The organism is Paraburkholderia sp. GAS448, from assembly GCF_050435685.1.
Lineage (GTDB): Bacteria > Pseudomonadota > Gammaproteobacteria > Burkholderiales > Burkholderiaceae > Paraburkholderia.
In genome coordinates this window covers 28,005-52,236 of sequence record NZ_JBNDKT010000042.1, presented here as the reverse complement: position 1 = coordinate 52,236, position 24,232 = coordinate 28,005, and the positions used below count along the sequence as shown (strand labels likewise).

The 24,232-nt window shown below is 61.3% G+C and carries 21 protein-coding genes; 15 read left to right on the top strand and 6 right to left on the bottom strand.

Features of this window, described 5'->3' with window-relative positions; translation table 11 throughout:
- Nucleotides 1-143: 143 nt before the first annotated feature.
- Nucleotides 144-608 (top strand): hypothetical protein, encoded by a 465-nt coding sequence (locus P3T23_RS40235; protein WP_429321618.1) that lies wholly within the window; start codon nt 144-146, stop codon nt 606-608.
- A 382-nt stretch (nt 609-990) separates the two neighbouring features.
- Nucleotides 991-2,013, top strand: a complete 1,023-nt coding sequence (locus P3T23_RS40230; protein WP_429321617.1) for a LysR family transcriptional regulator — start codon at nt 991-993, stop codon at nt 2,011-2,013.
- A 12-nt stretch (nt 2,014-2,025) separates the two neighbouring features.
- On the opposite strand, the gene gltS is transcribed toward P3T23_RS40230, so the two are convergent.
- Together gltS and P3T23_RS40220 are read right to left on the bottom strand one after the other, a co-directional pair.
- Entirely contained in the window at nt 2,026-3,228 is a 1,203-nt protein-coding gene (gene gltS, locus P3T23_RS40225) for a sodium/glutamate symporter (protein WP_429321616.1), read from the bottom strand.
- Nucleotides 3,229-3,458: 230 nt separating this feature from the next.
- On the bottom strand, nt 3,459-4,502 hold the full coding sequence (locus P3T23_RS40220; protein WP_429321615.1) for a patatin-like phospholipase family protein: 1,044 nt from the start codon (nt 4,500-4,502) through the stop codon (nt 3,459-3,461).
- Between the two features lie 781 nt (nt 4,503-5,283).
- On the opposite strand from P3T23_RS40220, the gene P3T23_RS40215 reads away from it, so the two are divergent.
- From P3T23_RS40215 to P3T23_RS40200, 4 genes are all read left to right on the top strand, one after another.
- Nucleotides 5,284-5,673, top strand: a complete 390-nt coding sequence (locus tag P3T23_RS40215) for a BON domain-containing protein (RefSeq protein WP_429321614.1) — start codon at nt 5,284-5,286, stop codon at nt 5,671-5,673.
- A gap of 492 nt (nt 5,674-6,165) precedes the next feature.
- On the top strand, nt 6,166-7,203 hold the full coding sequence (locus P3T23_RS40210) for an ABC transporter substrate-binding protein (RefSeq protein WP_429321613.1): 1,038 nt from the start codon (nt 6,166-6,168) through the stop codon (nt 7,201-7,203).
- A 169-nt stretch (nt 7,204-7,372) separates the two neighbouring features.
- Complete coding sequence (locus tag P3T23_RS40205; protein ID WP_429321612.1) at nt 7,373-8,788, top strand: sensor histidine kinase N-terminal domain-containing protein; 1,416 nt, start codon at nt 7,373-7,375, stop codon at nt 8,786-8,788.
- Entirely contained in the window at nt 8,785-9,498 is a 714-nt protein-coding gene (locus tag P3T23_RS40200; RefSeq protein WP_429321611.1) for a response regulator, read from the top strand. The genes P3T23_RS40205 and P3T23_RS40200 overlap by 4 nt, the downstream gene beginning before the upstream one ends.
- Nucleotides 9,499-9,804: 306 nt before the next feature.
- On the opposite strand, the gene P3T23_RS40195 is transcribed toward P3T23_RS40200, so the two are convergent.
- Complete coding sequence (locus P3T23_RS40195) at nt 9,805-10,089, bottom strand: hypothetical protein (RefSeq protein ID WP_429321628.1); 285 nt, start codon at nt 10,087-10,089, stop codon at nt 9,805-9,807.
- Between the two features lie 302 nt (nt 10,090-10,391).
- Here P3T23_RS40195 and P3T23_RS40190 point away from each other — a divergent pair, with 302 nt between their 5' ends.
- The 3 genes from P3T23_RS40190 (at nt 10,392) to P3T23_RS40180 (ending at nt 14,000) form a co-directional block, all read left to right on the top strand.
- Nucleotides 10,392-10,670, top strand: a complete 279-nt coding sequence (locus P3T23_RS40190) for an HU family DNA-binding protein (RefSeq protein ID WP_133666611.1) — start codon at nt 10,392-10,394, stop codon at nt 10,668-10,670.
- Between the two features lie 1,208 nt (nt 10,671-11,878).
- Nucleotides 11,879-13,240 carry an MFS transporter gene (locus P3T23_RS40185; protein WP_429321610.1) on the top strand — a complete coding sequence of 454 codons (1,362 nt, stop codon included), beginning with the start codon at nt 11,879-11,881 and terminating at the stop codon, nt 13,238-13,240.
- Nucleotides 13,227-14,000 carry a type IV pili methyl-accepting chemotaxis transducer N-terminal domain-containing protein gene (locus P3T23_RS40180; protein WP_429321609.1) on the top strand — a complete coding sequence of 258 codons (774 nt, stop codon included), beginning with the start codon at nt 13,227-13,229 and terminating at the stop codon, nt 13,998-14,000. The genes P3T23_RS40185 and P3T23_RS40180 overlap by 14 nt, the downstream gene beginning before the upstream one ends.
- A gap of 70 nt (nt 14,001-14,070) precedes the next feature.
- On the opposite strand, the gene P3T23_RS40175 is transcribed toward P3T23_RS40180, so the two are convergent.
- A complete protein-coding gene (locus tag P3T23_RS40175) occupies nt 14,071-14,328 on the bottom strand; it encodes a hypothetical protein (RefSeq protein ID WP_429321608.1) in 258 nt (85 codons plus the stop codon).
- 386 nt (nt 14,329-14,714) lie between these two features.
- Nucleotides 14,715-15,500: a TetR/AcrR family transcriptional regulator gene (locus P3T23_RS40170; RefSeq protein ID WP_429321626.1), complete on the bottom strand. Its 786-nt coding sequence runs from the start codon at nt 15,498-15,500 to the stop codon at nt 14,715-14,717.
- A 267-nt stretch (nt 15,501-15,767) separates the two neighbouring features.
- Between P3T23_RS40170 and P3T23_RS40165 the strand changes: the two genes are divergently transcribed.
- The 4 genes from P3T23_RS40165 to P3T23_RS40150 all read left to right on the top strand — a co-directional run bounded on the left by P3T23_RS40165 (nt 15,768) and on the right by P3T23_RS40150 (nt 21,474).
- Nucleotides 15,768-16,949, top strand: coding sequence for an isovaleryl-CoA dehydrogenase (locus P3T23_RS40165; RefSeq protein WP_429321607.1), 1,182 nt, complete (start codon nt 15,768-15,770; stop codon nt 16,947-16,949).
- A 34-nt stretch (nt 16,950-16,983) separates the two neighbouring features.
- Complete coding sequence (locus tag P3T23_RS40160; protein ID WP_429321606.1) at nt 16,984-18,591, top strand: carboxyl transferase domain-containing protein; 1,608 nt, start codon at nt 16,984-16,986, stop codon at nt 18,589-18,591.
- 23 nt (nt 18,592-18,614) lie between these two features.
- The gene (locus P3T23_RS40155) at nt 18,615-19,400 is read left to right on the top strand and encodes an enoyl-CoA hydratase/isomerase family protein (protein WP_429321605.1); all 786 of its coding nucleotides are present in this window, start codon (nt 18,615-18,617) and stop codon (nt 19,398-19,400) included.
- Nucleotides 19,401-19,464: 64 nt separating this feature from the next.
- On the top strand, nt 19,465-21,474 hold the full coding sequence (locus tag P3T23_RS40150; RefSeq protein WP_429321604.1) for an acetyl/propionyl/methylcrotonyl-CoA carboxylase subunit alpha: 2,010 nt from the start codon (nt 19,465-19,467) through the stop codon (nt 21,472-21,474).
- A 13-nt stretch (nt 21,475-21,487) separates the two neighbouring features.
- Here P3T23_RS40150 and P3T23_RS40145 read toward each other — a convergent pair whose 3' ends face one another.
- Entirely contained in the window at nt 21,488-22,279 is a 792-nt protein-coding gene (locus tag P3T23_RS40145) for a phosphate/phosphite/phosphonate ABC transporter substrate-binding protein (protein ID WP_429321603.1), read from the bottom strand.
- On the opposite strand from P3T23_RS40145, the gene P3T23_RS40140 reads away from it, so the two are divergent.
- The gene (locus P3T23_RS40140; RefSeq protein ID WP_429321602.1) at nt 22,278-22,586 is read left to right on the top strand and encodes a hypothetical protein; all 309 of its coding nucleotides are present in this window, start codon (nt 22,278-22,280) and stop codon (nt 22,584-22,586) included. The genes P3T23_RS40145 and P3T23_RS40140 overlap by 2 nt on opposite strands.
- Before the next feature lie 76 nt (nt 22,587-22,662).
- Nucleotides 22,663-24,225: an HAL/PAL/TAL family ammonia-lyase gene (locus P3T23_RS40135; RefSeq protein WP_429321601.1), complete on the top strand. Its 1,563-nt coding sequence runs from the start codon at nt 22,663-22,665 to the stop codon at nt 24,223-24,225.
- Nucleotides 24,226-24,232: the final 7 nt, after the last annotated feature.

Genomic DNA, 24,232 nt, shown 5'->3' with positions numbered 1-24,232 from the left:
CCCGCGTGCCATCCAGCGGCTTTGGGACGCTTGCCGCTCCGGCACGAAGAGACAGGTAACGCCGACCTTGAACCGGTCGATTTTTGCCCTATTATTTCATCGAGGGCCGGTCCTGATATCGACTATGAGAGCAAAGGATAACGATGAAACTGAACCATCTGGCGCCACTCCTTCTCTTGCCGGCCGCAGTGAGTCTTCTGCAAGGTTGCGCGCATCCCACTTCTGCTTCCACCTTTACGCCTGGCCAGGCGCAACAGGCTCAATCGGTGACGATGGGTGTGGTTGAAACAGTGCGGCCCGTGACGATCCAGCCCGGACCTACCGGCGTGGGCGCAGTAGCGGGGGGCGCGATGGGCGGCCTCGCTGCGGGCAGCACCATAGGCGGTGGAAACGGTTCGATTCTCGCGGGGCTCGGCGGCGCGTTGCTTGGCGGTATGGCAGGCAATGCAGTCGAATCGCGTGTCACGCGCCGCGCCGGTGTCGAGATAGGCGTGCGCCTCGACTCCGGTCAATTGATCGCGGTGACGCAGGACGCCGACCAGCCAATCAGCCCTGGCGACCGGGTGCGCGTGCTGAGTGGCGGTGGCGTGACCCGCGTCACACGATAGGTCGGGCGTTGCCGTGTGCGAGGGCAAGCCGGGCCTGACTTTTGTTCGTCGTTCTGGCTTGCGTGCAATCTGGCTCCCTGTTTTCCCTGTTCTGTAGCGTTGTCCCGAAGGCCGCGGAATGACTTGCTGCGGTCCTATTGTATTGACGTATTGAGGCAGCGGGTTTTTGAAATGATTGCAACGACTGTTTCTGTCTTGCGAGGCAGTTGGAACCGAAAGTTCGACCCGCGGCGCAACACACTGTCATTAACAATCGCGTATGCATGACCGGCGCATCATATTGGAAATGCTATCCCCAGTTGGAACTGCCAGGTCGGGTCGTTGTTTCGCCAATTGAAACGATGTGCTGACGGTCTGGACAACCTCATGACGGAGATGTTCCATGGATCACATTCAGGCGATGCGTGTCTTTGTTCAGGTGGCCGAGAACCATAGCTTTCGCCGGGCAGCCCAGCACCTCACAGTCTCCAATGCGCTTGCAACACGGGCGATCGCGATGCTTGAAGCGCAGTTGCATGTGCGGCTTCTTAATCGCACGACGCGGACACTCTCTTTGACGGAGGCTGGCGCGCAGTACCTGGACGGTTGCCGTTCGCTGCTGGAGGAACTCGATCAACTCGAGGCAGCGATATCATGCAGCGATGGCGAGCCGGGTGGCACACTGCGCGTCGTTGCGGCCGGCGCGCTTTCAATGACGTCGCTGACCGGCCTTCTCGACGGCTACCGGAAGCGTTATCCCAAGGTTAAATTGCACGTCACCCTTAGTGAAAAGCGTGTCGATCTCATCGAAGGCGGCTTCGACGTCGGACTCGTCACGGGCTCGATGACATCGGGCGCCGAACTCGTCGAACATCCTCTTGTGACGAATCCGATGGTTGCAGTGGCGTCTCCCGCCTATCTGCGTCAACACGACGTACCTGAGGCGCCCGAAGATCTCGCCCGGCATGGTTTCATCGGGCTCCCGCAGGAGTCGCGCGACGCAGCGTGGGGCTTCCGTCATCATGATGGGTCTACACAATCGGTCAAGCTGGAGCCCAGCTATACGGTCAACAACGCATTGATGGTCCGGCAGGCCGCGCTGGCTGGCATGGGGCCGGCCATTGTGCCTCACGACGTTGCAGCCGCCGATCTGAAGGACGGCACGCTGGTTCGACTCATCCCGGACTATTCGATCGATGACGCTGAAGTGAGTATGTCGATTGTCTATCCGAGCCGGAAATATCTCGCAGCGAAGACGCGGCTCTTTGTGGAATACGTACTCACCTGTTTCAGCTTCGGCGAACAGGTCGACCTGCGAAGAGGCGAACCGGATGTCGAGGCGCTAAAGGCCGCCTCGCGCCACGGTTTTTCGATTCCCGCCGCAGCGTATGGCGCGGTTCACGCAGCGAGCCAGGCCGCGCGATAGTCCGGCGCTGGATCATTGAAAAAACGGTAGCAGGAGAAATAGTTTGATGACAATCGCGTTGATGATGTCGATGAAGAATGCGCCGACCATCGGGACGATCAGAAACGCGACATGTGAATGACCGAAGCGGTTGGTGACGGCCTGCATGTTGGCTATTGCCGTTGGCGTGGCACCGAGGCCCAGGCCACAATGGGCGGTAGTTAGAACGACCGCGTCGTAGTCGCGACCCATCATGCGGAACGTCACGAACACGGCATAGAGGGCCATGAGGATCGTCTGTGCGATGAGGATCACGAGCACAGGTAACGCGAGCGCCGCGAGTCCCCAAAGATCGAGTGTCATGAGCGCCATCCCCAGAAAGAGCGCGAGACTGACATTGCCCAGCAGCGCGACGGCATGCTGGGCAAGTTGCACACGCATCAGCGCCAGCACGTTGTTCAGGACCACGCCGATGAACAGCACGCAGACGAAGTTCGGCAATTCAAAGGCGGTTCCGGACAACCATGCGTAGACGATTTCGCCTGCGGCCAGACAGACAGAGATCAGGGCAAGCGTTGCGATAAACGCCGCGGGTGTGGTCGGCTGTTCTGCTTTGGGTTCTTCGAATGCCAGTGTCTCGTCTGCCAGGACTTTTGTCTGCGGCATTTCGTTGCTACTGAGCTTGCGCATGAGCAGGCGCGCAACTGGACCGCCCATTACGCCGCCCGCCACGAGTCCGAACGTCGCGCAGCCGATGGCGACTTCCGTCGCTGACTCCAGCCCATGATGTTCGATGAAGACCTTGCTCCAGGCGGTGCCGGTGCCGTGGCCGCCTGCCATCGTGATTGACCCGCCCAGGAGTCCGTACAGCGGATCGACGCCCAGAGCGAAAGTCAGCAGCACGCCGAGGACGTTTTGCAATATCAGCAGCCCGGAAACGACCGCGAGGAATTTGATCAGCACCGGACCGCCCGACTTAAGGCTGGACAGGTGTGCGTTAAGACCGATCGTCGCAAAGAACGAAAGCATCAAAGGCGTTTGCAGAACGGCGTCGAATCGCACCTGAACATGAAATGCAACGCGTACCAGCAGGACGATGAGAGCCACGATCAATCCACCCACGACCGGAGCGGGAATGGAGTAAGTTCGCAGAAACGCGACCGATCCAACGAGCTTTTCGCCGAGAAGCAGAACAAGCGACGCTGCGACCAGCGTGGCGAATACTCCAATATTCATGAGTGACCTCGGAGCGCGAGCATGAAACGTGTCATTCCAAAGCGCGACTTTCGCGGTGAACCGGCTAACCGCCCGACGTCATGATCCTGAACGGTTGCCTCGCCGTTGACTCCTGTCACGCCTGCGTCAGTTTCTATCTTCGAGCAGGTATGTGGTGAGCTATGTCCCTAACACATGCGTGCGGGAACCGGCCACGCGAGAAAGCGCCCCCGCGCTGGCGATGCCCATTGTCAGACCCCTTCCAGCAGCGCGTCGAGATCGAACGACGAACTCACGCCGATCTGATCGCCATGCTCGGCAAGGAACGCCTCGGCCGCTCGACGTCCCTCGTCGCGCAGCATCGTGAGAAACGCCCATTCCGCGTTGAGTTTCGACGAGTACCCAAGCGAGGTCATCATCGGGCTGGCGATACGATGGATGCGCATTTCCGCCCAGTGTCGTCCTTCGTCGCTGCCGGCGTCGGCGGCTTGATGCAGCAGCGCGATCATCCGCAGTTCCTTCAGCAGTGGCGCGTTGAAGGCGACTTCGTTAAGCCGGCTGATGATGTCGCGCGCGCTGCGTGGGGTTTCGTCGCGCTCGATCGGGTTCACCTGCACCAGCAACGTATCGCTCGCGCTGCATTCACGCACGAGCGGCGTGATGGTCGGGTTGCCGGCGTAACCGCCGTCCCAGTACGCGTCGCCGTCGATCTCGACGGCCTGGAACATGGTCGGCAGACAGGCGGACGCGAGCAGTACGTCTGGCGTCAGGTCTGCGTTGCGGAACACGCGGCCCTGGCCTGTGCGCACGCGTGTGGCGGTGATGAAGAGTTTGATCGGCGCTTCACGCAGGTGATCGAAGTCGATGCTGTCGAGCAGAATGCGGGTCAGGGGATTGACACCCGAGGGGTTGAGGTCGTACGGCGAAAAGAGGCGCGCGGCAAGATCGAATGAAATGAACATCGGCGAGTGATCCAGCGACCAGCGGCCCATCAGCACGTCGAGCGGCGTGCGGCTAAATGGGCTGAGGCGTGCTGCGTCCGACACCCGCCGCCAGAAGTCTTCCAGAGCCGTGCGGGCGCCGGCCGCGCCGTTTTGCAGATATCCGCTGGCGAGCACGGCGGCGTTCATCGCGCCGGCCGACGTGCCGGAAATGCCGTCGATCTGCAGCCACGGCTCTTCGAGCAGGCGGTCGAGCACACCCCACGTAAAGGCGCCGTGCGAGCCGCCGCCCTGCAAGGCGAGGTCGACGGGCTTGGGCACGCTGCGCCTGGATTGACCGGTTGAAGTGTTCACAATAACCTCGCTGCGGTGTGTTCGACACCGGCGACGGATAGGCCGGCAGATGCGTCAATTCCGTTGCAATTCTAGCTGACCGCTCCAGGTGCAGGAATAAATAAAAGATGAATTTCGGAAAATGAAATTGTGGCGGGATTGTTTTGTGTGGTGATGTGGGTTGTGCGTGAATATTAACGCTGGCTTTCGATGTTTGGTGTGAGAATCGGGCTGTGTGTGTCGGGTGAATAACTGCTTTTGAAGTATCGTGGATTTCCCGAGTGGCTGGGGCGATGTCGAGATGGTGGCAATGCCGGTTGCCTGGTAAAGCGAAAGTTGTGGGGGTTATAACTGAATCAGGTGCGGAGCACTGCGTGCTCAACGGCATCGTTCCGAGGATGGGGCAAGACGCTGATGCGACGGTTCATCGATGCGTTATATGGCTTGCGGATAGTTAAAAAAACAAACCAGGTGTTTTATTTTGAAGTGCGGGTTTAAATATCTTCCGGATGCCGTCAACGGATATTGAGACGATTATTGGTTGTTGAATATTATCTGTAAAGTAGGTAAAAGTTTTCTCTGGGTTATTGATTAATGATTGGGTGGTATTTGATGTGAATGAAGATTGATCGTGATCAATTTAAAAATGTGTTTTGTATTCATGCGTTTCCTGCGTCATGGCAGAATATAATTTGATCAGGCGGGCGAATAACAATCTCGAGGTAACGTCGCGTTTCGTTGCCTCACCGCCGGTGGCACGACGCGGCAGGAACGGCAGGTCTGGAAAAACGACCAGGGAGAAATGGTGAAAACGAGCCGCGCAATCAGAATAATCGGCGCGATTGCGGCCGTCGCGACTTGCGCGATCTGCGCGTCATACGCGGATGCGCAGACAAGCGGCGGCATGGCGACCGGTGCGTCCACGCAAAGCCAGCCAATCACCACTTCCGCATCACGCCGCAGGCCGGATAGCGAGTTGGTTCGCGACGTTCGCCGCGCGCTCTCGCGTGCATCGGGGCTGAATGCTTCGGGTATTCACGTGCAGGCACGTAGTGGCGCGGTGACGCTAACTGGCCGCGTGCCCCAGCGCGCACAGGTCCAGCGGGCCGGGAATGTCGCACGGTCGGTTCGAGGGGTAAGGTCCGTTTCGAACAGGCTGACGGTGCAAACGACGGGCGGTCGCTGGAGTTAGACCCTACACGTCGCCGCCGATCCATAGCTCGGCGACATCATGATCGATGTCGCCGCGGCTTCCAAAGTCCACGGCGAGCGCGATGCACGAAGCGGCCATCGCAAACCGATGGCCCGGACAGGATCATTACGATCTTCCTGGCTCTCGCAGGCGAGGCCGGCGGCGCAATCGGCGCCCGATTTTCCGAACGCGCGCCCTGATGCAGCCGTGACAATCACGACAGAGCGCCTGCACCGAGTTGTGCATCAGTCATTTTTCTGCCAACATGCGCGGTTTTCCCGGTCGGCCCGACTGATGTGGGTCGTTCATAAATGGGAATTATTCGGGTCATAACGATGTGATCGCGGGGTTCTCAGGACAAACCCGCACTCCACGCCAAAAGCGAAGTCGCGAAAGCTTCGAGAAGGGTTTGGGCCGATAGAATTTTCCACGGCGCAACCAGACGCCGGCCCGCGCTCCGGTTCGCGCGTGGAATATAACGGAGACACATCAATGAAGCATGCCTTTGGCGTCGCCGCGCGCGCCGTCCGCATTGCTGTAGCGGTCTCGCTCGCACTTGGCGTCGGCGCGTCCGTCACGAACGGTGCCCGGGCGGCAGAGCCCGAAAAACTGACCATCATGGTCGGCGGCATGACCAAGCTCATCTACCTTCCCGTGCGCCTGACGGAACAACTTGGCTACTTCAAGGCCGAGGGTCTGAATGTCGAACTGCTGTCGCAACCGGCAGGCGTCGACGCCGAGAACGAACTGCTCGCCGGCGCCGTGCAGGCCGTGGTCGGCTTCTACGATCACTCGATCGACCTGCAGGCGAAAGGCAAGGAAGTGAAGGCGATCGTCGTGTTCGGGCAGGTGCCGGGCGAAGTGGAGATGGTGGCGAGCAAGGCCGCCGGTTCGATCAAAAGCATGGCCGACGTGAAGGGCAAGACGCTCGGCGTGACCGGGCTAGGCTCCTCGACCAGCTTTCTGACGCAGTATCTCGCGCATTTGCAGGGCGTTGCCAGTTCGCAATACACGCTCCTGCCGGTCGGGGCGGACAACAGTTTTATCGCAGCGATCAAACAGGAGCGTATCGACGCCGGCATGACGACCGAACCCACCGTGTCGCAGCTGCTCAAATCCGGCGACGCCCGTGTGCTGGTCGACATGCGCAGTGTGGACGGCACCCGCGCGGCACTCGGCGGAACCTATCCCGCGTCGAGCCTGTACGTTCAGAGCGCGTGGCTCGGCGGTCACAAGGATGAGGCGGCGAAACTCGCGCGCGCTTTCGTGCGGACGCTGCAATATCTGCACACGCACAGCGCGGATGAAATCGCCGCACAGATGCCGAAGGACTACTACGGCAGCAACAAAGAGCTTTACGTCAGCGCACTGAAGGCTTCGCTGCCGATGTACACGGCGGACGGCAAGATGCCCGCCGACGGCCCCGGGACAGTGTTGAAGGTGCTTGGTGCTTTTAACCCGTCGGTCAAGGACAAGCACATCGATCTGTCGAGGACTTATACGAATGAGTTTGTGAATCAGGTCAAGTAAGACCATTTCCAGGCCCGGCATGGCGAGCGATCCCTGTGCTGCGATGATTACGCCGGGCATGAATGCGTTCATAGCGAACCGTCTGCCGGCACGCGTCGGCAGGCGACATTGGGCATGGAGGCCGGCGGCGTTTCGGGCACGCCGGTAGCGGAAAGAGGAAAGGCGTACGGTGTTTCTGGGCAGTCTTCGTGGTCGCTTGCTTTGGTGGCTGTTGTTGCCACTGGCTGCGTTCGTGTCCGTTTCCGGCTGGATGTCCCTGCGTAGCGCCCAGGCGACAGCCAATCTGATGCAGGACAATGCGCTCGTGTCCTCGATGCGGATCATCGGCGAAGACATCGATTGGGATAACGGCAGCGTCGAAGTGCAGATCCCGCCTGCTGCGCTGGAGCTCTTCGAGTCCCCCGAGCAGGACAGCGTGTTCTACCGTGTCGAGGCGAGCGGACGCCGTCTGCTTGCCGGCACCACGGAGTTGCCTCTGCCGCCCCGGGCCGGTTACGACCCCACCTTCTTCTCCACGCGGCTCGACGACGGACGCGTCGTTCGGGCCGTCGCGTACGTCCGGCAACTGTACGATTCAGGGCGCAGAGAAGAGGTCACGGTGGTGGTCGCGAAGACGCCGGGCTCGCGCGACGCGATGGTCTGGCAACTGTTGCGTCCTCAACTGTTGGGAGAGGTGCTCACGCTCGTGCTTGCGATGGTGTTCGTCTATCTCGGGCTTACGTTCGAACTACTTCCCCTGATGAAGCTGAAAGACGATGTCGCCGATCGCAATCCCTCGCAGCTCGAACCGATTCGCGTGGCTCGACTTCACTTCGAACTGCGGCCGATCGTCGACGCGATCAACCGTTGCATCGCGCGCATGAGCGAGCAGACCGCAACGCAGCGCCAGTTCATTTCCGATGCGGCTCATCAGTTGCGTACGCCGCTCACGTTGCTCGACGCGCAGATCCAGTTCGCACGCCAGCGTGAGAACCGCGACGCGCCGCTTGCGGAAGCCCTGCTAGGCATGCACAAGAGCAGCCACCGGATGACGAGGCTGACCAACAAGCTCCTGCTGCTCGCGCAGGCAGAATCGGCGCAGCCTTCCCGGGTGCGGGAGCGGGTCGATCTGAACGCTGTGATCGCCGGGGTGCTCGAAGAACTCATCGCGTTCGCCCAGACACGGCAGATCGACCTGGGCGCGGAACTCGAAGACGATCTGTTCGTGATGGGCGATGAAGCGCTGACCGCGGCGCTGGTGACCAATCTCGTCGACAACGCGTTGCGCTACACGCAGGCGGGTGGTCGAGTCACCGTCGAAGCGCATCGCAGCGAAGACCGTGATATGGCGCTGATACGGGTCGTCGACAACGGTCCTGGCATTACGGCTGAGGCGCGCTCGCGCGTGTTTGAGCGCTTCTATCGCGCGTCGAGCGGAACGGATGGCACCGGCCTTGGCTTGCCGATCGTGCGGGAAATCGCGCATCGACACGGCGGCACGGTCACGCTTGGGCCGGGTGAGGGCGGTATAGGGCTCGTGGTGACCGTAGAAATGCGGCTATGGGAAGCTGTCGCGCCGACAGCAGGAACCAGGGGAGACATATGAAACTGCTGCTTGTCGAAGACGATGCCGATCTTGCGCGCTGGATCATCAACCTCATGCAGGTCGAGAACTTTGCGCTGGACTGGGCGCCGGACGGGGAGCGCGCTGAAACACTGCTGAACCTGCAGCGTTACGACGCGGTACTGCTCGATCTCCGTCTGCCGGGAATCAGCGGCAAGGACGTGCTGGCGCGTCTGCGCCGCAAACGCGACAACGTGCCCGTGCTGATGCTGACCGCCAACGGGTCGACCGATGACAAGGTGTCCTGCTTCTCGGTCGGCGCCGACGACTATGTCGTCAAGCCGTTCGATGCGCGCGAACTCGTCGCGCGCATCAAGGCGCTGATTCGCCGTCAGGCTGCCGGCGACCAGGGGCAACGGCTCGTCTGCGGCGATCTGCATTATCTTTTCGACACACGCGAGTTCGTGCTGCACGACGAGCCGTTGCCGTTGCGCCGCCGCGAACACGCGATTCTCGAGGCGTTGATCCTGAAGCAGGGCAAGACGGTCGCGAAGACGACGCTGATGGACAGCGTCTTCAACCTCGACGACGAACCGAGCGCCGATGCGATCGATATCTATATCCACCGGTTGCGCAAACATCTCACGAAATCGAGTGCGCAGATCATGACCTTGCGCGGTCTCGGATACATCCTTCGCGAACAGGAGCCGCGCGAGGTGTTCGCGAGCGCAGTGGCTGCGAAATGCGATTAGTTTTTTCACCGACGTTCCCTCTCTCGCCGTGAAAGAGCCGCGAAGGGTTGGTTTCACTATGCTTTGGTCTACTACGAAAGTAGGAAACAGATCATTTCAACGTAGTGGGATCGGAGGAGAGGATGGTAAAGAAGACCTGTTTGCTGGCTGCACGGAAGAGGGCGGCTGGACCCACGCCAATAACTTCAAGCAGCTGATTTTCTATGCGGGCAGCGCCACCGGCACCCGCTATGAGAACAGCGTTGTGTACCACCCGGACCGCCCCAGATGCCGGCGGCGGTCCGGTCCAACCCGTTACCTCCTCGATCAGGCTGCTTTTGCAGCTGCCTCTTTCGCGAGCAGTCTCTTCGCCTGCAGATCGCCAGCGCCCGCTTCCTTCGCGGTTTGAACTGAAGTTTCGGTCGCTTCGGCGAGGGCCGCGCGACCGGCGCTACTGATGCTGACGCTATACGACGCCGGCGGCGTGCCGCTGCCAGCCGGTTTGCCGGTGGTCGACTGGGCGGTAGCCGACGCCGCGCCGGTCGTGCCGGACGTAGTGGTGGTTAATTCCGGCATTTGCGCCGTGTTTTGACTGATGGCCTGAACTGACATTTGATACTCCCGAGGTTAAAACATCTGTACTGCAGTCGAGGTATCGGCGGATATCTTACGCACTTTAGAACTATATATTTCGCGCTGTAAGGCCTCGCTTAAGGCTGTCATAAGATTCGCCAAACCCCGGTTCCGACTGACAAAATCCGCTGTCCACTGCAGCGTGCGTGCCAGAAAACGCGAGCGGGCACGCCGGGCCGGCAACTCAGCGGATTTGCACGGAGGCACAACCATGCGGTACTGTGTATTCCCCGGCGCTGCGGAGGCGGCGCTGGTTCCATGAATACGAAACAGGACGTGCTATGAACAAACAGGAACTGATTGATGCAGTCGCCGCGGCCACAGGCGAAAGCAAGGCGGCCACCGGCGAGGCCATCGACGCCATCGTCAATGCGGTGACTGCCGCAGTCGTACAGGGAGAAACCGTGCAATTGATCGGTTTCGGTTCGTTTGCGACCGGCTCCCGGGCCGCGCGCGTGGGTCGCAACCCGGCAACGGGCGAAGAGATCCAGATCGCCGCCGCAAAGACCGTGAAGTTTGTCGCGGGCAAGGCATTCAAGGAAGCCGTGAACGGGTCCTGAAAGGCTGGCTGACGCCTTACCTGGCTACCCGGCGCGGCTCATTGCGTGGCTTATTGCATGACGCATTGCGTAGGCTAACTGGCGGAACGCGCGGAAGATCGCCGGGTGGTTCGTTGATCCGGTACAAGTACCTGATCAACGGACACCAGGGCGGATGCAGCCCGAAATCCGGGCGCAGGAGCCAGATATCGCGTCCTGCGGCCTGGCGATCCGGAGGGGGCCGACGCCTGCCTGAGTTGAATTTCAGGCGCCGGGAGTGTTCCCTCCTGTGCGCTTCTTCAGCTTCTTCAAACTGGCCGATCGACGGTTTGAACGGATCGCTGCGCGACACGACTCCGACAAGTCTTCGTGTTTTTTTCGTATCGGCGATCGTTCAAGCCTCCACTTCGAGTGGAGGTACGCGCGTCAGCCTTCGACCTCAAATAGCACACCGCATGAGACCCGGTTCAATTGCGTTCCCCGCCGAGTAGTGACCGGTTGCGGCGACACCCCATGCCCGCAATCTATTCATACCTTCCCGCAACGTTTCCCTCGCCACCTGCTCATCGACTTCGAGTCGCATCGAAGTAAGCACATCGAATCCGCTCGACCAGTATGTGCAATCGAGAATCGACAGGAGGTGCGTTTCCGTCTGCAATATCATGATGTGATGTTTTAGTGGGCGTTCCCGGCGCATCGGCTCAGGGTTCAGTGCGATGCCTGCGAGACAAAAGTCACCGCTCGATCTTCGCGCCCGGCGTCATGGCCGGGCATGAGTCAGTCAACGCAATAGCCACGCAGACGCGAGTCTGCGCCCTCACGGTCACGGAGCACAGCGGGCGCGAGATTGGGCAAAACCGTCCCTTGTGGGCCACCCGATCCCGCACGTGCTCAGTGCTGCGTCGCACCATGGCTGTGCCTGCCTGCATCAGAAAGCGTCGGCAGATACATCGGATGATCTGGCGGATTTCCCGTCCGAGGCCGCGCTGGCGGCGTTTTGCGACATGGCATGGCATTTGCTGATAGAAGCTTCGTCGGATCAACGGCGATCCTTCTGGCTGCAACATTGAAGTAAGTGGCAGCCCTTACCTTCAGACTTTTGGACAACGGCGTCCCCCGAAACCAGTCTTCCGGCTGGGATCGCGGGATGCCGTTTTGTTTTCCGGCAAACCACCGGGCAGACCAGGAAGCCCGAACCGAACGACTATTCGGACTTATGAGGAACTCGAATGAAGAACGTGATTGGCTCCCTTAAAAGCGGCGACTGGCGTGCGTTGCTCGCGTGCTTCCTGTATTTCGACACGGGCTTTACCGTGTGGGTGCTATATGGCCCGCTCGCTCCGTTCATTGGCAAGAGCGTCGCGATGACGCAGGCCGAACAGGGCTTTCTCGTCGCGGTGCCGGTTCTGTCCGCGGCGATCCTGCGCGTCACGTTAGGCAATCTGTACCAGTCGGCGAACGGTAAGCGGATCGCACTCTTTGGCGTCGCGCTCTCGGCGATTCCGACGATCGTGTTGCCGCTGCTGCCGTTCGTGCCGTCCTACACGCTCTTGCTGGTGCTCGGGGTGTTTCTCGGTATGGGTGGCGCGAGCTTCTCGGTTGCGTTGCCGATGGCCGGCAGCAACTATCCGCCGAAAGTGCAGGGGCTCGTGCTCGGGCTGGCCGCCGCAGGCAATATCGGTGCGGTGCTCGACGGCTTCCTCTTCCCGCAACTGGCCACGCATTTCGGCTGGCAGGTGGCCGCAGGCGGCGCGCTTCCTTTGCTGGCGATAGCCGGGCTGGCGCTGCTGTTCTGGGCGAACGATGCCGGCCTCAAGTCAGGCAGCGCGGTACGTGCTTTCGGCAGCTTCGCGATCACGCTCGCAGGACTGGTTGTGCTCGTCCTGCTGGTGGAGGCGGGTCTGTTCGGCGCGGGCAAGACAGGCGTGCTGCTCCTGCCGTTGATCGGCGCGCTGCTCGCTATCGCCGTGCTGCCGAAGCGTTATCGTGCAGTACTGGCCGAACGCGATACATGGGTCATCATGCTGGTTTATAGCGTGACGTTTGGCGGCTTTGTCGGCATGTCGTCGTATGTGACGCTGCTGCTGACGAACCTGTATCAGATGCCCAAGATCGAGGCCGGTCTTTTCATGGCGCTGCTTGCGGCGACGGGGGCGATGGTGCGCCCGCTGGGTGGCCTGATCGCCGACAAGGTGTCGGGCGTGCGTGCACTGACGATTCTGCTCGCGGTTATCTCCGTTGCCGACTTCGTGTTCGCTGCGGCGATGCCGTCTCTTGCTGGCGGCATCGCGCTGCTGCTTTGCCTTTACGTCGCATTTGGACTTGGCAATGGGGCAACGTTCCAACTCGTGCCGCATCGTTGGGCGGGACGCACGGGTCTGCTGTCAGGCATCGTTGGCGCGGCGGGCGGCATTGGCGGCTTCTATCTTCCGGTGGTGATGGGCATCGCCCGAGAAAGCACCGGCAGTTACCAGATGGGCTTTGCGACGTTCGGCGTGCTGGCGGGCTGCGGGTTTCTGGCGATCGTAGCGCTGCGCAGGCCCTGGATGGCGTGGTCGATGCAGACCAGCATCGTGCATGCCACTGAATAACGCACGAGGCGTGCCGGTCGGCGTGTCCGGGACTCCGTTCGCGTCGATCCGGCTGGCCGTGCAAACAGGCAAAAGAAGAATGAACCTGGGCATCAAGCGGGAACGTGACGAGACCGCAAAGCCTGAGGCGGACGTTTCCGGCGAAACACTGGGCACGCTCCTCAATATGGCTGGCCGGCAACGCATGCTTTCCCAACGCATTGCGCTGCAGGCCATGCTGGCGTTTCAGCAGTTCGAAGGCGCACATGCCGTGGCAAGGGAAGCGCTGCGGGTCTTTTCGGAGAGCCATGCGACGTTGTTGCACGGACGCAATGGCTTGCCCGGGCTATTCTCAACAGCGATACGCGAGGCCTTTTACGGCAGCGGAAACGTCGCGACGAAGATCGACGGTTTCATCAATCGCGCCGCAAGTGTGCTCGATGCGATCGACTACCGGTCCTCACAGGCTGAAGCGGCGTTGCATGAACTGATCGGCATGGTCGATCCGTTGCTGAATCATCTGCATCAGGTGACATCGGTGTACGAACAGGAAAGCAGGCGAATTGCGCTGGCTCAGAGGAAGGGGCAGCAGGAATTGATCGACAGAATCAAGGCGATCGCGAAGGAGGCGCACATCGTTTCGTTCAACGGTCAGATTGTGGCGAGCCGCGCGGGCATCGCCGGGCGCGAGTTCGCTGTCGTGGCCGGGGTGATGACCAACATCACCCGCGAGATGGAGAACGTGGTGAGTGTCTTTGCGAAGCGAACCTCGCTGGCGTGACGGACGTGATCGGTTCTATCGTTGATCGCCGGTCTGAATCCCTGGATGGGATGCTTCTCTCGCGTGGACTTCAGTTCCGTTCGCCGTCGCGCGAGCAGCACGGTTTCGCGCCTGGCCGCGCTACGCCATGCGGGTTGCGTCCACGATGCCGCGCTTCCTGGCGGGCCCGTCGTGCACGCAGACCCGCTGGACGCAGATCCGCTGTGTGCCGTTGACGCGCATCGCTGCTGCCCGGAAGCTCGGGCACGTTGATCTGGTCGGCATCGTTTCTGTCGAAGAAATCACGGGCCGTGCCGTTTCCTGAAGCGATGCGCGAATACTTGTTCATGGCGATCTTCCTTGGCGTGTTCGCAGGCCGCCAGTCGTTTGGCATGGCCTGCGCCCCCGCATGTTCGTGCAGTGCTTATCAACGCACCTTATGCGCGACCGAAAAAAACGGCGTCCGCTCGTGTCGTGGCACGAGGGGACGCCGTTGTCCTTGTATGTCTGTTTCTGCCGTCGACCAGTAAGGGACGGTCTGATAACCACGCGGGCGGCACCTTTGCCGGCTCGTGCATTACCGAGCCGCTAAAGTACCATAACGGTCCAGCGCGCGAGAACTGGAAAAAAATTCGGCGCGGCAAAAAAGTGGGACATGCGGGCTTGAAAATATCCGCTAACGCTGCCGGTGCATCGCAGCGCGCCTCAAGCCTTCAGTGTGATCGCGCTCAGGTCTTATGCGGCGCCGCTGGCCGTTACCTTGCGCGTGCGCCGCGTGACCGTGGCGGCATCGCCGGCCTTGTGCGCGGCTTCGGCCTCTTCCAGCTGGCGGGTCGCTTCGCCGACGACATTGCGGAACTGCCTCAACGCGGCGAGCGACGCGTCGGGTGGTTGCAAGGCAGACCACAGCACGTCGATGAGCCGCTCCGCTGTAGCTTCGATGTCGGTGCGGCGATTGACGAGCGTCGCGTCCCAGAGCACGTGTTCCATCGGGCCGAACACCATCGATCGCAGGAGCCGCAACGGCACGTCGCGACGAATCTGACCGGTTTCCTGACCCTGCGCGAGCACCCGCATCAGCGGCGCCGTATAGCGCCGTTGCAGGTCGACCAGCGCTTCGCTGAGTTCATGTTGCCGCGAGCGCCCTTCGGATAGCACGAGCGCGCACAACCCTGTGCCGTTCACCAGCATCAGCCGCAAATGCATCCGTACGATGAAGGCGAACTGTTGCCGCACGGTGCCGTCGCGCGGCAGGCCGGATTCGATCGCATCGATGATTTCGTCATACCAGTCGCCAATCACGCGCGCACACAATTCCCGCTTGCCGCGGAAGTAGCTGAACACGGTCGCCTCGGAAATGCCCAGGCGCTGCGCGATTTCGGCTGTGGTCGCGCGCTCGTAGCCTTTCTCGGAGAACACATCGCGGCCGGTTTGAAGGATTTCCTTCACACGCTGTTGCGACTTGCGTCCAGCTGGCTGGCGGCGCGACAGAGGGAGTTCGGCCTTCGGGGTGGCCATCATATGAGTCAAGGTCAGTTTTCAGAGCCGGAGGATTCCGGTGATGATCATAGTAGCACGGCCAGTCATGGCTGAACCTCGCAAAAGCAGAATCTGAGTCGTACTCAAAAAAACCTCTTGACGTATACGTAAATGTGGCGTGAAATTCGCCTTGAGCGGCCGTGCCTGGTGGAGGATGATGGGGGCGGCCCGAGAAGATCGCTGAGCAACGCTCAGAAAGCCGGCTGCCCCAGCGCTCGGGCTGCCGCCAGAGAATTCCAGGAGACATAGATGACCAATCTGCCCGGTTTGCAATTTCCGCTTGGTGAAGAGATCGAGATGCTGCGTGACAGCGTCGCAGGGTTTGCGGCGAAGGAGATCGCGCCGCGTGCCGGCGAAATCGACCGCACCGATCAATTCCCGATGGACCTGTGGCGCAAGTTCGGTGATCTGGGCGTGCTCGGCATGACCGTCTCCGAAGAATATGGCGGCGCGAACATGGGTTACACGGCGCACATGGTGGCCATGGAGGAAATCTCGCGGGCCTCGGCATCGGTCGGCCTGTCTTATGGCGCGCACTCCAACCTGTGCGTGAACCAGATTCACCGCAACGGCACGGAAGCGCAAAAGCAGAAATATCTGCCCAGGCTCGTGTCGGGCGAACACGTCGGTGCGCTCGCCATGAGCGAGCCGAACGCCGGTTCGGATGTCGTCAGCATGAAACTGCGTGCGGACAAAAAGGGCGACCGCTACGTGTTGAACGGCACCAAGATGTGGATCACCAACGGCCCGGACTGCGACACGCTCGTGGTCTACGCGAAAACCGATATCGAAGCCGGACCACGCGGTATCACGGCATTCATCGTCGAAAAGGGCATGAAGGGCTTTTCGGTTGCGCAGAAGCTCGACAAGCTCGGCATGCGCGGCTCGCATACCGGCGAACTCGTGTTCGAGAACGTTGAAGTGCCGGAGGAAAACATTCTTGGTCAGCTCAATAGCGGCGTGAAGGTGCTGATGAGCGGCCTCGATTACGAGCGCGCCGTGTTGGCCGGCGGCCCGACCGGCATCATGGTCGCGGTGATGGATTCGGTCGTGCCATATATCCACGACCGCAAGCAGTTCGGGCAGTCGATCGGCGAATTCCAGTTGATTCAGGGCAAGGTCGCCGATCTGTACACCACGTTGCAGGCATGCCGCGCGTATCTGTATGCGGTCGGCCGTCAGCTGGACACCATCGGCGGCGATCATGTCCGCCAGGTTCGCAAGGACTGCGCCGGCGTGATCCTCTACACCGCGGAGAAGGCGACGTGGATGGCCGGCGAGGCGATCCAGATTCTCGGCGGCAATGGTTATATCAACGAGTATCCGGTCGGCCGTCTCTGGCGTGACGCGAAACTCTATGAGATCGGTGCGGGCACCAGCGAAATCCGCCGCATGCTGATCGGCCGCGAACTGTTCGCGGAAACCATGTAAGACAGTTCACGCTGCGAACGGGAGAGTCACGGCGATGCCGATCATCGAAACAAAGCTGAATCCGCGCTCGGACGATTTCCGGGCCAATGCCGCCGCGCTCGAAGCGCTGGTTGCCGACCTGCGGGCAAAGATCGAAAAACTGTCGCTGGGCGGTGGGCAGGCTGCCCGCGACAAGCACGTATCGCGCGGTAAGCTGTTGCCGCGCGAGCGCGTCGCGCAATTGCTCGATCCGGGTACGCCGTTTCTCGAACTGTCGCAACTCGCGGCGTTCGGCATGTATCACGACGATGCGCCCGGTGCGGGGGTCATTACAGGGATCGGGCGCATTGCCGGGCAGGAATGCATGATCGTCTGTAACGACGCGACGGTGAAGGGCGGAACCTACTATCCCGTCACCGTGAAGAAGCACGTGCGTGCCCAGGAAATCGCGGCGGAAAACCGTCTGCCCTGCGTGTATCTGGTCGATTCCGGCGGCGCCAACCTGCCGAATCAGGATGACGTGTTTCCCGACCGCGATCACTTCGGCCGCATTTTCTACAACCAGGCGAGCCTGTCGGCGGCGGGCATTCCGCAGATCGCCGTCGTGATGGGGTCGTGCACGGCCGGCGGCGCGTATGTGCCTGCGATGAGCGACGAGTCGATCATCGTCAAGAATCAGGGCACGATTTTCCTCGGCGGCCCGCCGCTCGTGAAGGCAGCAACGGGCGAAGTTGTGACGGCCGAAGACCTTGGCGGCGGGGATGTGCATACCCGTCTGTCGGGCGTCGTCGATCATCTGGCGCAAAACGATGCACACGCGCTCGCGATTGCACGCAGCATTGTCGGCAATCTGAACCGCACGAAGGCCGTGCCGGTCGCGTTGCAGGAGCCGAAGCCGCCGCGCTACGACGTCAAGAGCATGTACGGCGTGATTCCCGTCGACACGCGCAAGCCATTCGATATCCGTGAAGTCATCGCACGCATCGTCGACGATTCCGCGTTCGACGAGTTCAAGGCGCGCTATGGCACCACGCTGGTTTGCGGCTTCGCGCATATCTGGGGGCACCCGGTCGGCATCATCGCGAACAACGGGATTCTCTTTTCCGAGTCGGCGTTAAAGGGCACGCACTTCATCGAGCTGTGCTGCCAGCGCAAGATCCCACTCGTCTTCCTGCAGAACATCACCGGCTTCATGGTGGGCCGCAAATACGAAAACGAGGGCATCGCGCGTAACGGCGCCAAGATGGTGACCGCGGTTGCGACGGCGAAGGTGCCGAAGTTCACGGTGATCATCGGCGGCTCGTTCGGTGCGGGCAACTACGGCATGTGTGGCCGCGCGTATTCGCCGCGTTTCCTGTGGATGTGGCCGAATGCGCGTATTTCGGTGATGGGCGGTGAGCAGGCCGCGTCGGTGCTTGCAACCGTCAAGCGCGACGGCATCGAGGCGAAAGGCGGCGCGTGGACGGCGGAGCAGGAAGAAGCATTCAAGAAGCCGATTCGCGATCAATACGAACACCAGGGTCACCCGTATTACGCCAGCGCGCGCTTATGGGACGACGGCGTGATCGATCCGGCGCAAACGCGCGACGTGCTCGGTCTGGGCCTTTCGGCGGCCATGAATGCACCGATCGAAGAGACGCGCTTCGGCGTGTTCAGAATGTGACGCAGACGCAGGAGTCGAGGAACATGCAATACGAAAACCTGAGCGTCACGTTCGCCGGGCAGGTGGCAACCGTCACGCTGAATCGCCCCGACGTGCGCAACGCGTTCAACGAAGCGATGATCGCGGAGCTCACTGCCGCGTTCGAAGCGCTGGATGGGCGCGACGACGTCCGCGCGGTCGTGCTGGCGGCGAATGGCAAGGCGTTCTGCGCGGGCGCGGATCTGAACTGGATGAAGAAGATGGCCGGCTTCTCCGACGAGGAGAACCGGGCGGATGCGCTGCGTCTTGCAAACATGCTGAGCGCGATCTATCGGTGCGGCAAGCCCGTCATCGCCAAGGTCAGCGGCGACGCGTACGCGGGCGGCATGGGTCTCGTCTGCGCATGCGATATCGTCGTGGCTGTGGATACGGCGCGATTCTGTCTGTCCGAAGCTCGCCTCGGTCTGATTCCCGCGACGATCGCGCCGTACGTGATCCGCGCGCTGGGCGAGCAGGCTTCGCGCCGGTACTTCACGACCGCGGAGCAGTTCGATTGCGCAACGGCGCTGCGTCTTGGCCTCGTCAGTGAAGCCGTGGCGGCGGATCAACTCGACGCCACAGTCCAGCAGATCGCCGATACGCTTTGCGCGAACGGCCCGCATGCGGTGCGCGAATGCAAGCGGCTCGTGCAGGATGTAGCGGGCCGGCCGCTCGATGCCGGGCTGATCGAAGACACCGCGGTGCGCATCGCGCGCGTGCGCGCGGGCGCGGAAGGTCGCGAAGGCGTCGCGTCGTTCCTCGAAAAGCGTACGCCTGGCTGGCGCAACTGATGCGCGTGACACCGCGCGTCCCACGACATACAGCAGAACGAACAGCACGAGAGCGAGACACCTCATGTTCAACAAGATCCTGATTGCGAACCGGGGCGAGATTGCGTGCCGCGTCGCCGCAACCTGCAAGCGGCTTGGCATTGCAAGCGTTGCGGTGTATTCCGATGCAGACGCGAACGCCAAGCACGTCGCGGCGTGCGACGAAGCCGTGCATATTGGTGGCTCGACAGCAACGGAAAGCTATCTGCGCATCGAGCGCATCATCGAGGCCGCACTCGCAACCGGTGCGCAGGCCGTGCACCCCGGCTACGGCTTTCTTTCGGAAAACGAGGACTTCGCGCACGCCTGCGAAAAGGCGGGCATCGTTTTCATCGGACCGCCGGTCGAGGCCATTGCCGCGATGGGTTCGAAAGCGGCCGCCAAGGCGCTGATGCATGCGGCGGCGGTACCGCTGGTGCCGGGCTATCACGGCGACGATCAAGACGCCGCACTGCTGCAGCGCGAAGCCGACAGGATCGGCTATCCGGTGCTGCTCAAGGCGAGTGCGGGTGGCGGCGGCAAGGGCATGCGCGTGGTCGAGCGCAGCGAGGACTTCGCGGCGGCGCTTGCGTCGTGCAAACGTGAAGCCGCCAGCAGCTTCGGCAACGACCGCGTGCTGATCGAAAAGTATCTGACCCGGCCGCGTCACGTTGAAGTGCAGGTGTTCGCCGATCGTCACGGCGGCGCGGTGTGGCTGTTCGATCGCGACTGCTCGGTGCAACGCCGGCATCAGAAAGTGCTGGAAGAGGCGCCGGCGCCAGGCCTTACGGGCGAGTTGCGCCGCGAGATGGGCGAAGCGGCAGTGGCCGCGGCTCGCGCAGTGAATTACGTCGGCGCGGGTACCGTCGAGTTCATCATGACGGGCGGCGCGTTCTACTTCATGGAGATGAACACGCGACTGCAGGTTGAGCACCCGGTCACGGAAATGGTGACGGGCCAGGATCTGGTCGAATGGCAGTTGCGCGTCGCGGCGGATGAACCGCTGCCGCTCACTCAAAGCGAACTGCGCATCGACGGTCATGCAATCGAAGCACGCATCTATGCCGAACATCCGGCGCGCGGCTTTCTGCCTTCGACCGGAACGCTCAAGCACCTGCGCATGCCGGCTGGCGTGGAGTTCAGCCTGGGCGATATGGGCTTGCGTGCGCCCGTGCGGATCGACAGCGGCGTGCGCGAAGGCGATACGATCACGCCGTTCTACGATCCGATGATCGCGAAGCTGATCGTTCATGGCGCGACGCGTGACGAAGCGCTGGCGCGAATGAGCCGCGCATTGCGTCGATGCGAAGTGGTCGGACCGCATACGAACGTGGAATTTTTGCAGCGGATCGTGGCGAGCGAGCCTTTCTCGACGGCCGATCTCGATACCGGGTTGATCGAGCGTCATTACGATGCGTTGTTTGCGCCGGTGCAAAAGCCGTTCAAGGAAGCGCTGGCGCTCGCGTGCGGGGCATTGCTCACGCGCGAGGGCGGCACGGCTCACGGTGCTTCGCCGTGGGACGCGCTGTCGCACTGGCGACTGAACAGCGGCTACACGCAGACGCTGGCATGGCGCGACATCGATAGCGAAACGGCCTTCGCGGTCACGTTCGCTCGCGAGGGCGCGGCGCAGACGCTGGAATACGCCGGACAACGCGATGCTTTCACGTGGTGGAGTGCCCAAGGCGCGCATGAATTCGGCGCGACCATCGGCGATACTCATGTGACAGGGCGCGTGTTTATCGACGGCGATACGTTTCACGTGTTCTGCGGCGGCGCAGCGCTCGCGTTCGAATGGCAGAACCTGCTCGCCCACGCGGCCGACGCCGAGCACGGAGAAGGGCGTCTTACCGCGCCAATGCCAGGCAAGGTGATCGCGGTGCTGGTGGAACCGGGTACTGTGGTGGAGAAGGGCACGCCGCTCATCGTGATGGAAGCGATGAAGATGGAGCACACGATCGGCGCGCCGGCAGCGGGCAAAGTGGCCGAGGTGTTGTATGCCGTCGGCGATCAGGTTGCCGACGGTGCGCAGTTGCTCGTGATGGAAGTGGGCTGAACTGCCGCGCGTGTCAGTCGAGGCGCGCGTAGCCGGCGGCGAGCGCCTCGTTTTGCAGTTGTTCGATGCGCGCGTAGTCCGCGAGCGAGAGCGTCGAAAAACCCTTCAACCGCAGACGTTTCGCGCGCGCGGGGTTCGCCTTGCGTGCCTCTTCGAGTGCTGTGCGCAGAGCCTCAATCATTGCCGGCGGCACCTCTCTCGCCGCAATCAGCGGCAATCCCGGCGACGTCGATGTCCAGCCGATCTCGCGGACGGCCTGCGCCAGTTCGGGTAGTCCATCGCGTACATACGCCATCGTCACGCAGTCGATCGCGGCGATATCCGCACGAGCGTCCGCGACCGCCCTCAGCGAAGCGAGATGCGAACCGGTGCGAATGGCCTCGGCGAAGAATGAGCCGTTGCGCGAGAACGGGGCAACGCTATGCCGCAGCGCGTTCATGCCGCTATTCGAATCGTCCTGGTTATAGGCCGCCCGCGCGCCACGAAAATCTTCGATCGCTTCGCCCGTCGCGCCTGCGCGCGTGACCAGCACGCTCGAATAATCCCCACCCACGCAGCCAGACGCATCGAAGTGAGGTGTCGCGATCAACTGCACGCGCTCACGTAATCCCCGCATTAGCGGATAACCACAAGTTTGCGAAATCAGGAGATCGGGACGTCGCCAGAAGGTGTGCAGATCGTCGCCGGGATCGACGATGCGCGCCTGCGGCGCGGCGTTGCGCAGTACGTCGGCTAGCAGCCCGAGCCAGTCGGCAGCGAGTGCGGGCGTGACGTTGTACATCGGAAGTGCGGCGATCCAGTTCATGCAGGCGATTCTGGCACATCAGCCGGCATGGCGCGATCCTTTCGGTCAAGCAAGCGGCCGCAATTCCCTGCCCACACAAGAATTCAAGAAAGACATTTACATCGATCGAAAATCGAAATATCGAGATTTTCTGGTAACTCTCCAAAAAAATCCGGGAAAATTATTTTATCGAATTATGCGGAACTCATCCTTTAGACAATCAAATTTAAAATGGCGAAACAAATTCGGCTTTAGAAAAACTAAACACGAAACTCAAATCAAATCGTTTGTGTGCCAACACCGCCGACGCTACTCTGCCCTGCAATGATCTCCGGCAAACATCGCGCTTTGAAGCTGATTTTGCCACCCACTTCATTTGATGCATTCGACAGAGGAAATTCAGAATGAGTTTGGCGCACATCGAATCTCGACCGGGCAAGATTTCCGAAGTTCAGCTCGGAGAATCCGATCTTTCAATCGAGCAATTCATTGCCGTGGCCCGGCATGGCGCACAGATAAAGTTTTCGCCCGTTTATCGCGAGCGCGTGTTGAATTCGCGCCGCCTGGTCGATCTTTTTCTGAGCCAGAACCGGCTTGTTTATGGCGTGACGTCTGGCTTTGGCGCAAATTCGACACGCGTCATCAGCCCGGACGACGCCGAGCAGCTTCAGCGAAATATCGTGCGCTCCCATGCCGTCTCGGTCGGCGAACCGCTGCCTCGTGAAGTTGTCCGAGCCACGCTCCTGATGATGCTGATCAGCCTCGGCAAGGGTTATTCCGGCGTAAGCCTCGAATTGCTGCAGCAAATCGCCGGGCTGCTGAACAACGACATCACGCCGTTCGCGCCCGGCGACGGATCGGTCGGTTATCTCGCGCCCGAGGCGCATATGGCGCTCGTGCTGATCGGCGAAGGAGAAGCCTTCTGCCACGGTGAACGCATGAGTGGGGCCGAAGCATTGGAGCGAGCGGGGCTGAAGCCGCACTCGCTGCGCTGCAAGGAGGGGCTTTCGCTCACCAACGGCACCACCTCAGTGACCGCGATCGGGATGCTGGCGCTTTACAACGCGATCGAGCTCTCGAAGGTTGCCGACATTGCCGCATCGATGTCCCTGCAGCCGCTCAAGGCCACCACGCGCTCGCTGGATGCCCGGTATCACTCCGTCAAGAAACATGTCGATCAGAGGAACACCGCCGACAACATCCGGCGGCTGCTGGCCGGAAGTGCGCTATGCGATCGCTTTGCCGATTACCGACTGCAGGACACCTACAGCCTTCGCGGCATTGCTCAGGTGCATGGGGCGTCCAGGCGGGCGATCAAGGACGCGTACGACGCGATTCTCGATGAAGTGGGGTCGTGCGGTGACAACCCGGTCATCCATCCCGACGGCGAGGATGGTACCGCGATATCCGGCGCCAACTTCGACGGTACGTTCGTTGGCATCGGGTGCGATCTGCTCTGCATCGCCATGACCACGCTCGCGAAGATCTCGGAGCGCAGGACGGACCGCCTCGTCAACCCGTACTTCAGTGAACTGCCCGCGTTCCTCGCGAAGGATCCTGGGCTCAACAGCGGTTACATGATCATTCAGTACACGGCGGCCGGATTGCTGGGCGAGATGCGCACCCTTGCTCAACCAGCAAGCATCGACAGCGTGCCGACGAGCGGCAACCAGGAAGACCCCGTGAGCTTCGCCTATCACGCGGCACGAAAAGCCTACGCAACTTCGCAGAAGTTGCAGCACGTGCTGGCGATCGAGCTGCTCACCGCTGCCCAGGCGCTGGACTTCTTCGATCCAGCCGACGCATCACCCGCAACCGCGGCTGTGTATGCGCGGATTCGACAGGTTGCCCCGACTGCAGAGGGCGACCGGTTTTTCTATCCGGACATGATGGGAGTCCACCGGCTCGTCGAACAGGGCGACTTGCTGAGCATCGTGGAAAACATCGCCGGCACATTGCACAGCTGAAGCCGGT

What these genes read in the sequence shown, in the direction of transcription:
- P3T23_RS40140 (WP_429321602.1), top strand. Translation starts at nt 22,278, where the DNA reads ATGCAGGCGATTCTGGCACATCAGCCGGCATGGCGCGATCCTTTCGGT.
- P3T23_RS40160 (WP_429321606.1), top strand. Translation starts at nt 16,984, where the DNA reads ATGCCGATCATCGAAACAAAGCTGAATCCGCGCTCGGACGATTTCCGG.
- gltS (WP_429321616.1), bottom strand. Translation starts at nt 3,228, where the DNA reads ATGAATATTGGAGTATTCGCCACGCTGGTCGCAGCGTCGCTTGTTCTG.
- P3T23_RS40155 (WP_429321605.1), top strand. Translation starts at nt 18,615, where the DNA reads ATGCAATACGAAAACCTGAGCGTCACGTTCGCCGGGCAGGTGGCAACC.
- P3T23_RS40185 (WP_429321610.1), top strand. Translation starts at nt 11,879, where the DNA reads ATGAAGAACGTGATTGGCTCCCTTAAAAGCGGCGACTGGCGTGCGTTG.
- P3T23_RS40195 (WP_429321628.1), bottom strand. Translation starts at nt 10,089, where the DNA reads ATGTCAGTTCAGGCCATCAGTCAAAACACGGCGCAAATGCCGGAATTA.
- P3T23_RS40175 (WP_429321608.1), bottom strand. Translation starts at nt 14,328, where the DNA reads ATGAACAAGTATTCGCGCATCGCTTCAGGAAACGGCACGGCCCGTGAT.
- P3T23_RS40200 (WP_429321611.1), top strand. Translation starts at nt 8,785, where the DNA reads ATGAAACTGCTGCTTGTCGAAGACGATGCCGATCTTGCGCGCTGGATC.
- P3T23_RS40190 (WP_133666611.1), top strand. Translation starts at nt 10,392, where the DNA reads ATGAACAAACAGGAACTGATTGATGCAGTCGCCGCGGCCACAGGCGAA.
- P3T23_RS40210 (WP_429321613.1), top strand. Translation starts at nt 6,166, where the DNA reads ATGAAGCATGCCTTTGGCGTCGCCGCGCGCGCCGTCCGCATTGCTGTA.
- P3T23_RS40180 (WP_429321609.1), top strand. Translation starts at nt 13,227, where the DNA reads ATGCCACTGAATAACGCACGAGGCGTGCCGGTCGGCGTGTCCGGGACT.
- P3T23_RS40230 (WP_429321617.1), top strand. Translation starts at nt 991, where the DNA reads ATGGATCACATTCAGGCGATGCGTGTCTTTGTTCAGGTGGCCGAGAAC.
- P3T23_RS40215 (WP_429321614.1), top strand. Translation starts at nt 5,284, where the DNA reads ATGGTGAAAACGAGCCGCGCAATCAGAATAATCGGCGCGATTGCGGCC.
- P3T23_RS40235 (WP_429321618.1), top strand. Translation starts at nt 144, where the DNA reads ATGAAACTGAACCATCTGGCGCCACTCCTTCTCTTGCCGGCCGCAGTG.
- P3T23_RS40165 (WP_429321607.1), top strand. Translation starts at nt 15,768, where the DNA reads ATGACCAATCTGCCCGGTTTGCAATTTCCGCTTGGTGAAGAGATCGAG.
- P3T23_RS40145 (WP_429321603.1), bottom strand. Translation starts at nt 22,279, where the DNA reads ATGAACTGGATCGCCGCACTTCCGATGTACAACGTCACGCCCGCACTC.
- P3T23_RS40150 (WP_429321604.1), top strand. Translation starts at nt 19,465, where the DNA reads ATGTTCAACAAGATCCTGATTGCGAACCGGGGCGAGATTGCGTGCCGC.
- P3T23_RS40170 (WP_429321626.1), bottom strand. Translation starts at nt 15,500, where the DNA reads ATGATGGCCACCCCGAAGGCCGAACTCCCTCTGTCGCGCCGCCAGCCA.
- P3T23_RS40135 (WP_429321601.1), top strand. Translation starts at nt 22,663, where the DNA reads ATGAGTTTGGCGCACATCGAATCTCGACCGGGCAAGATTTCCGAAGTT.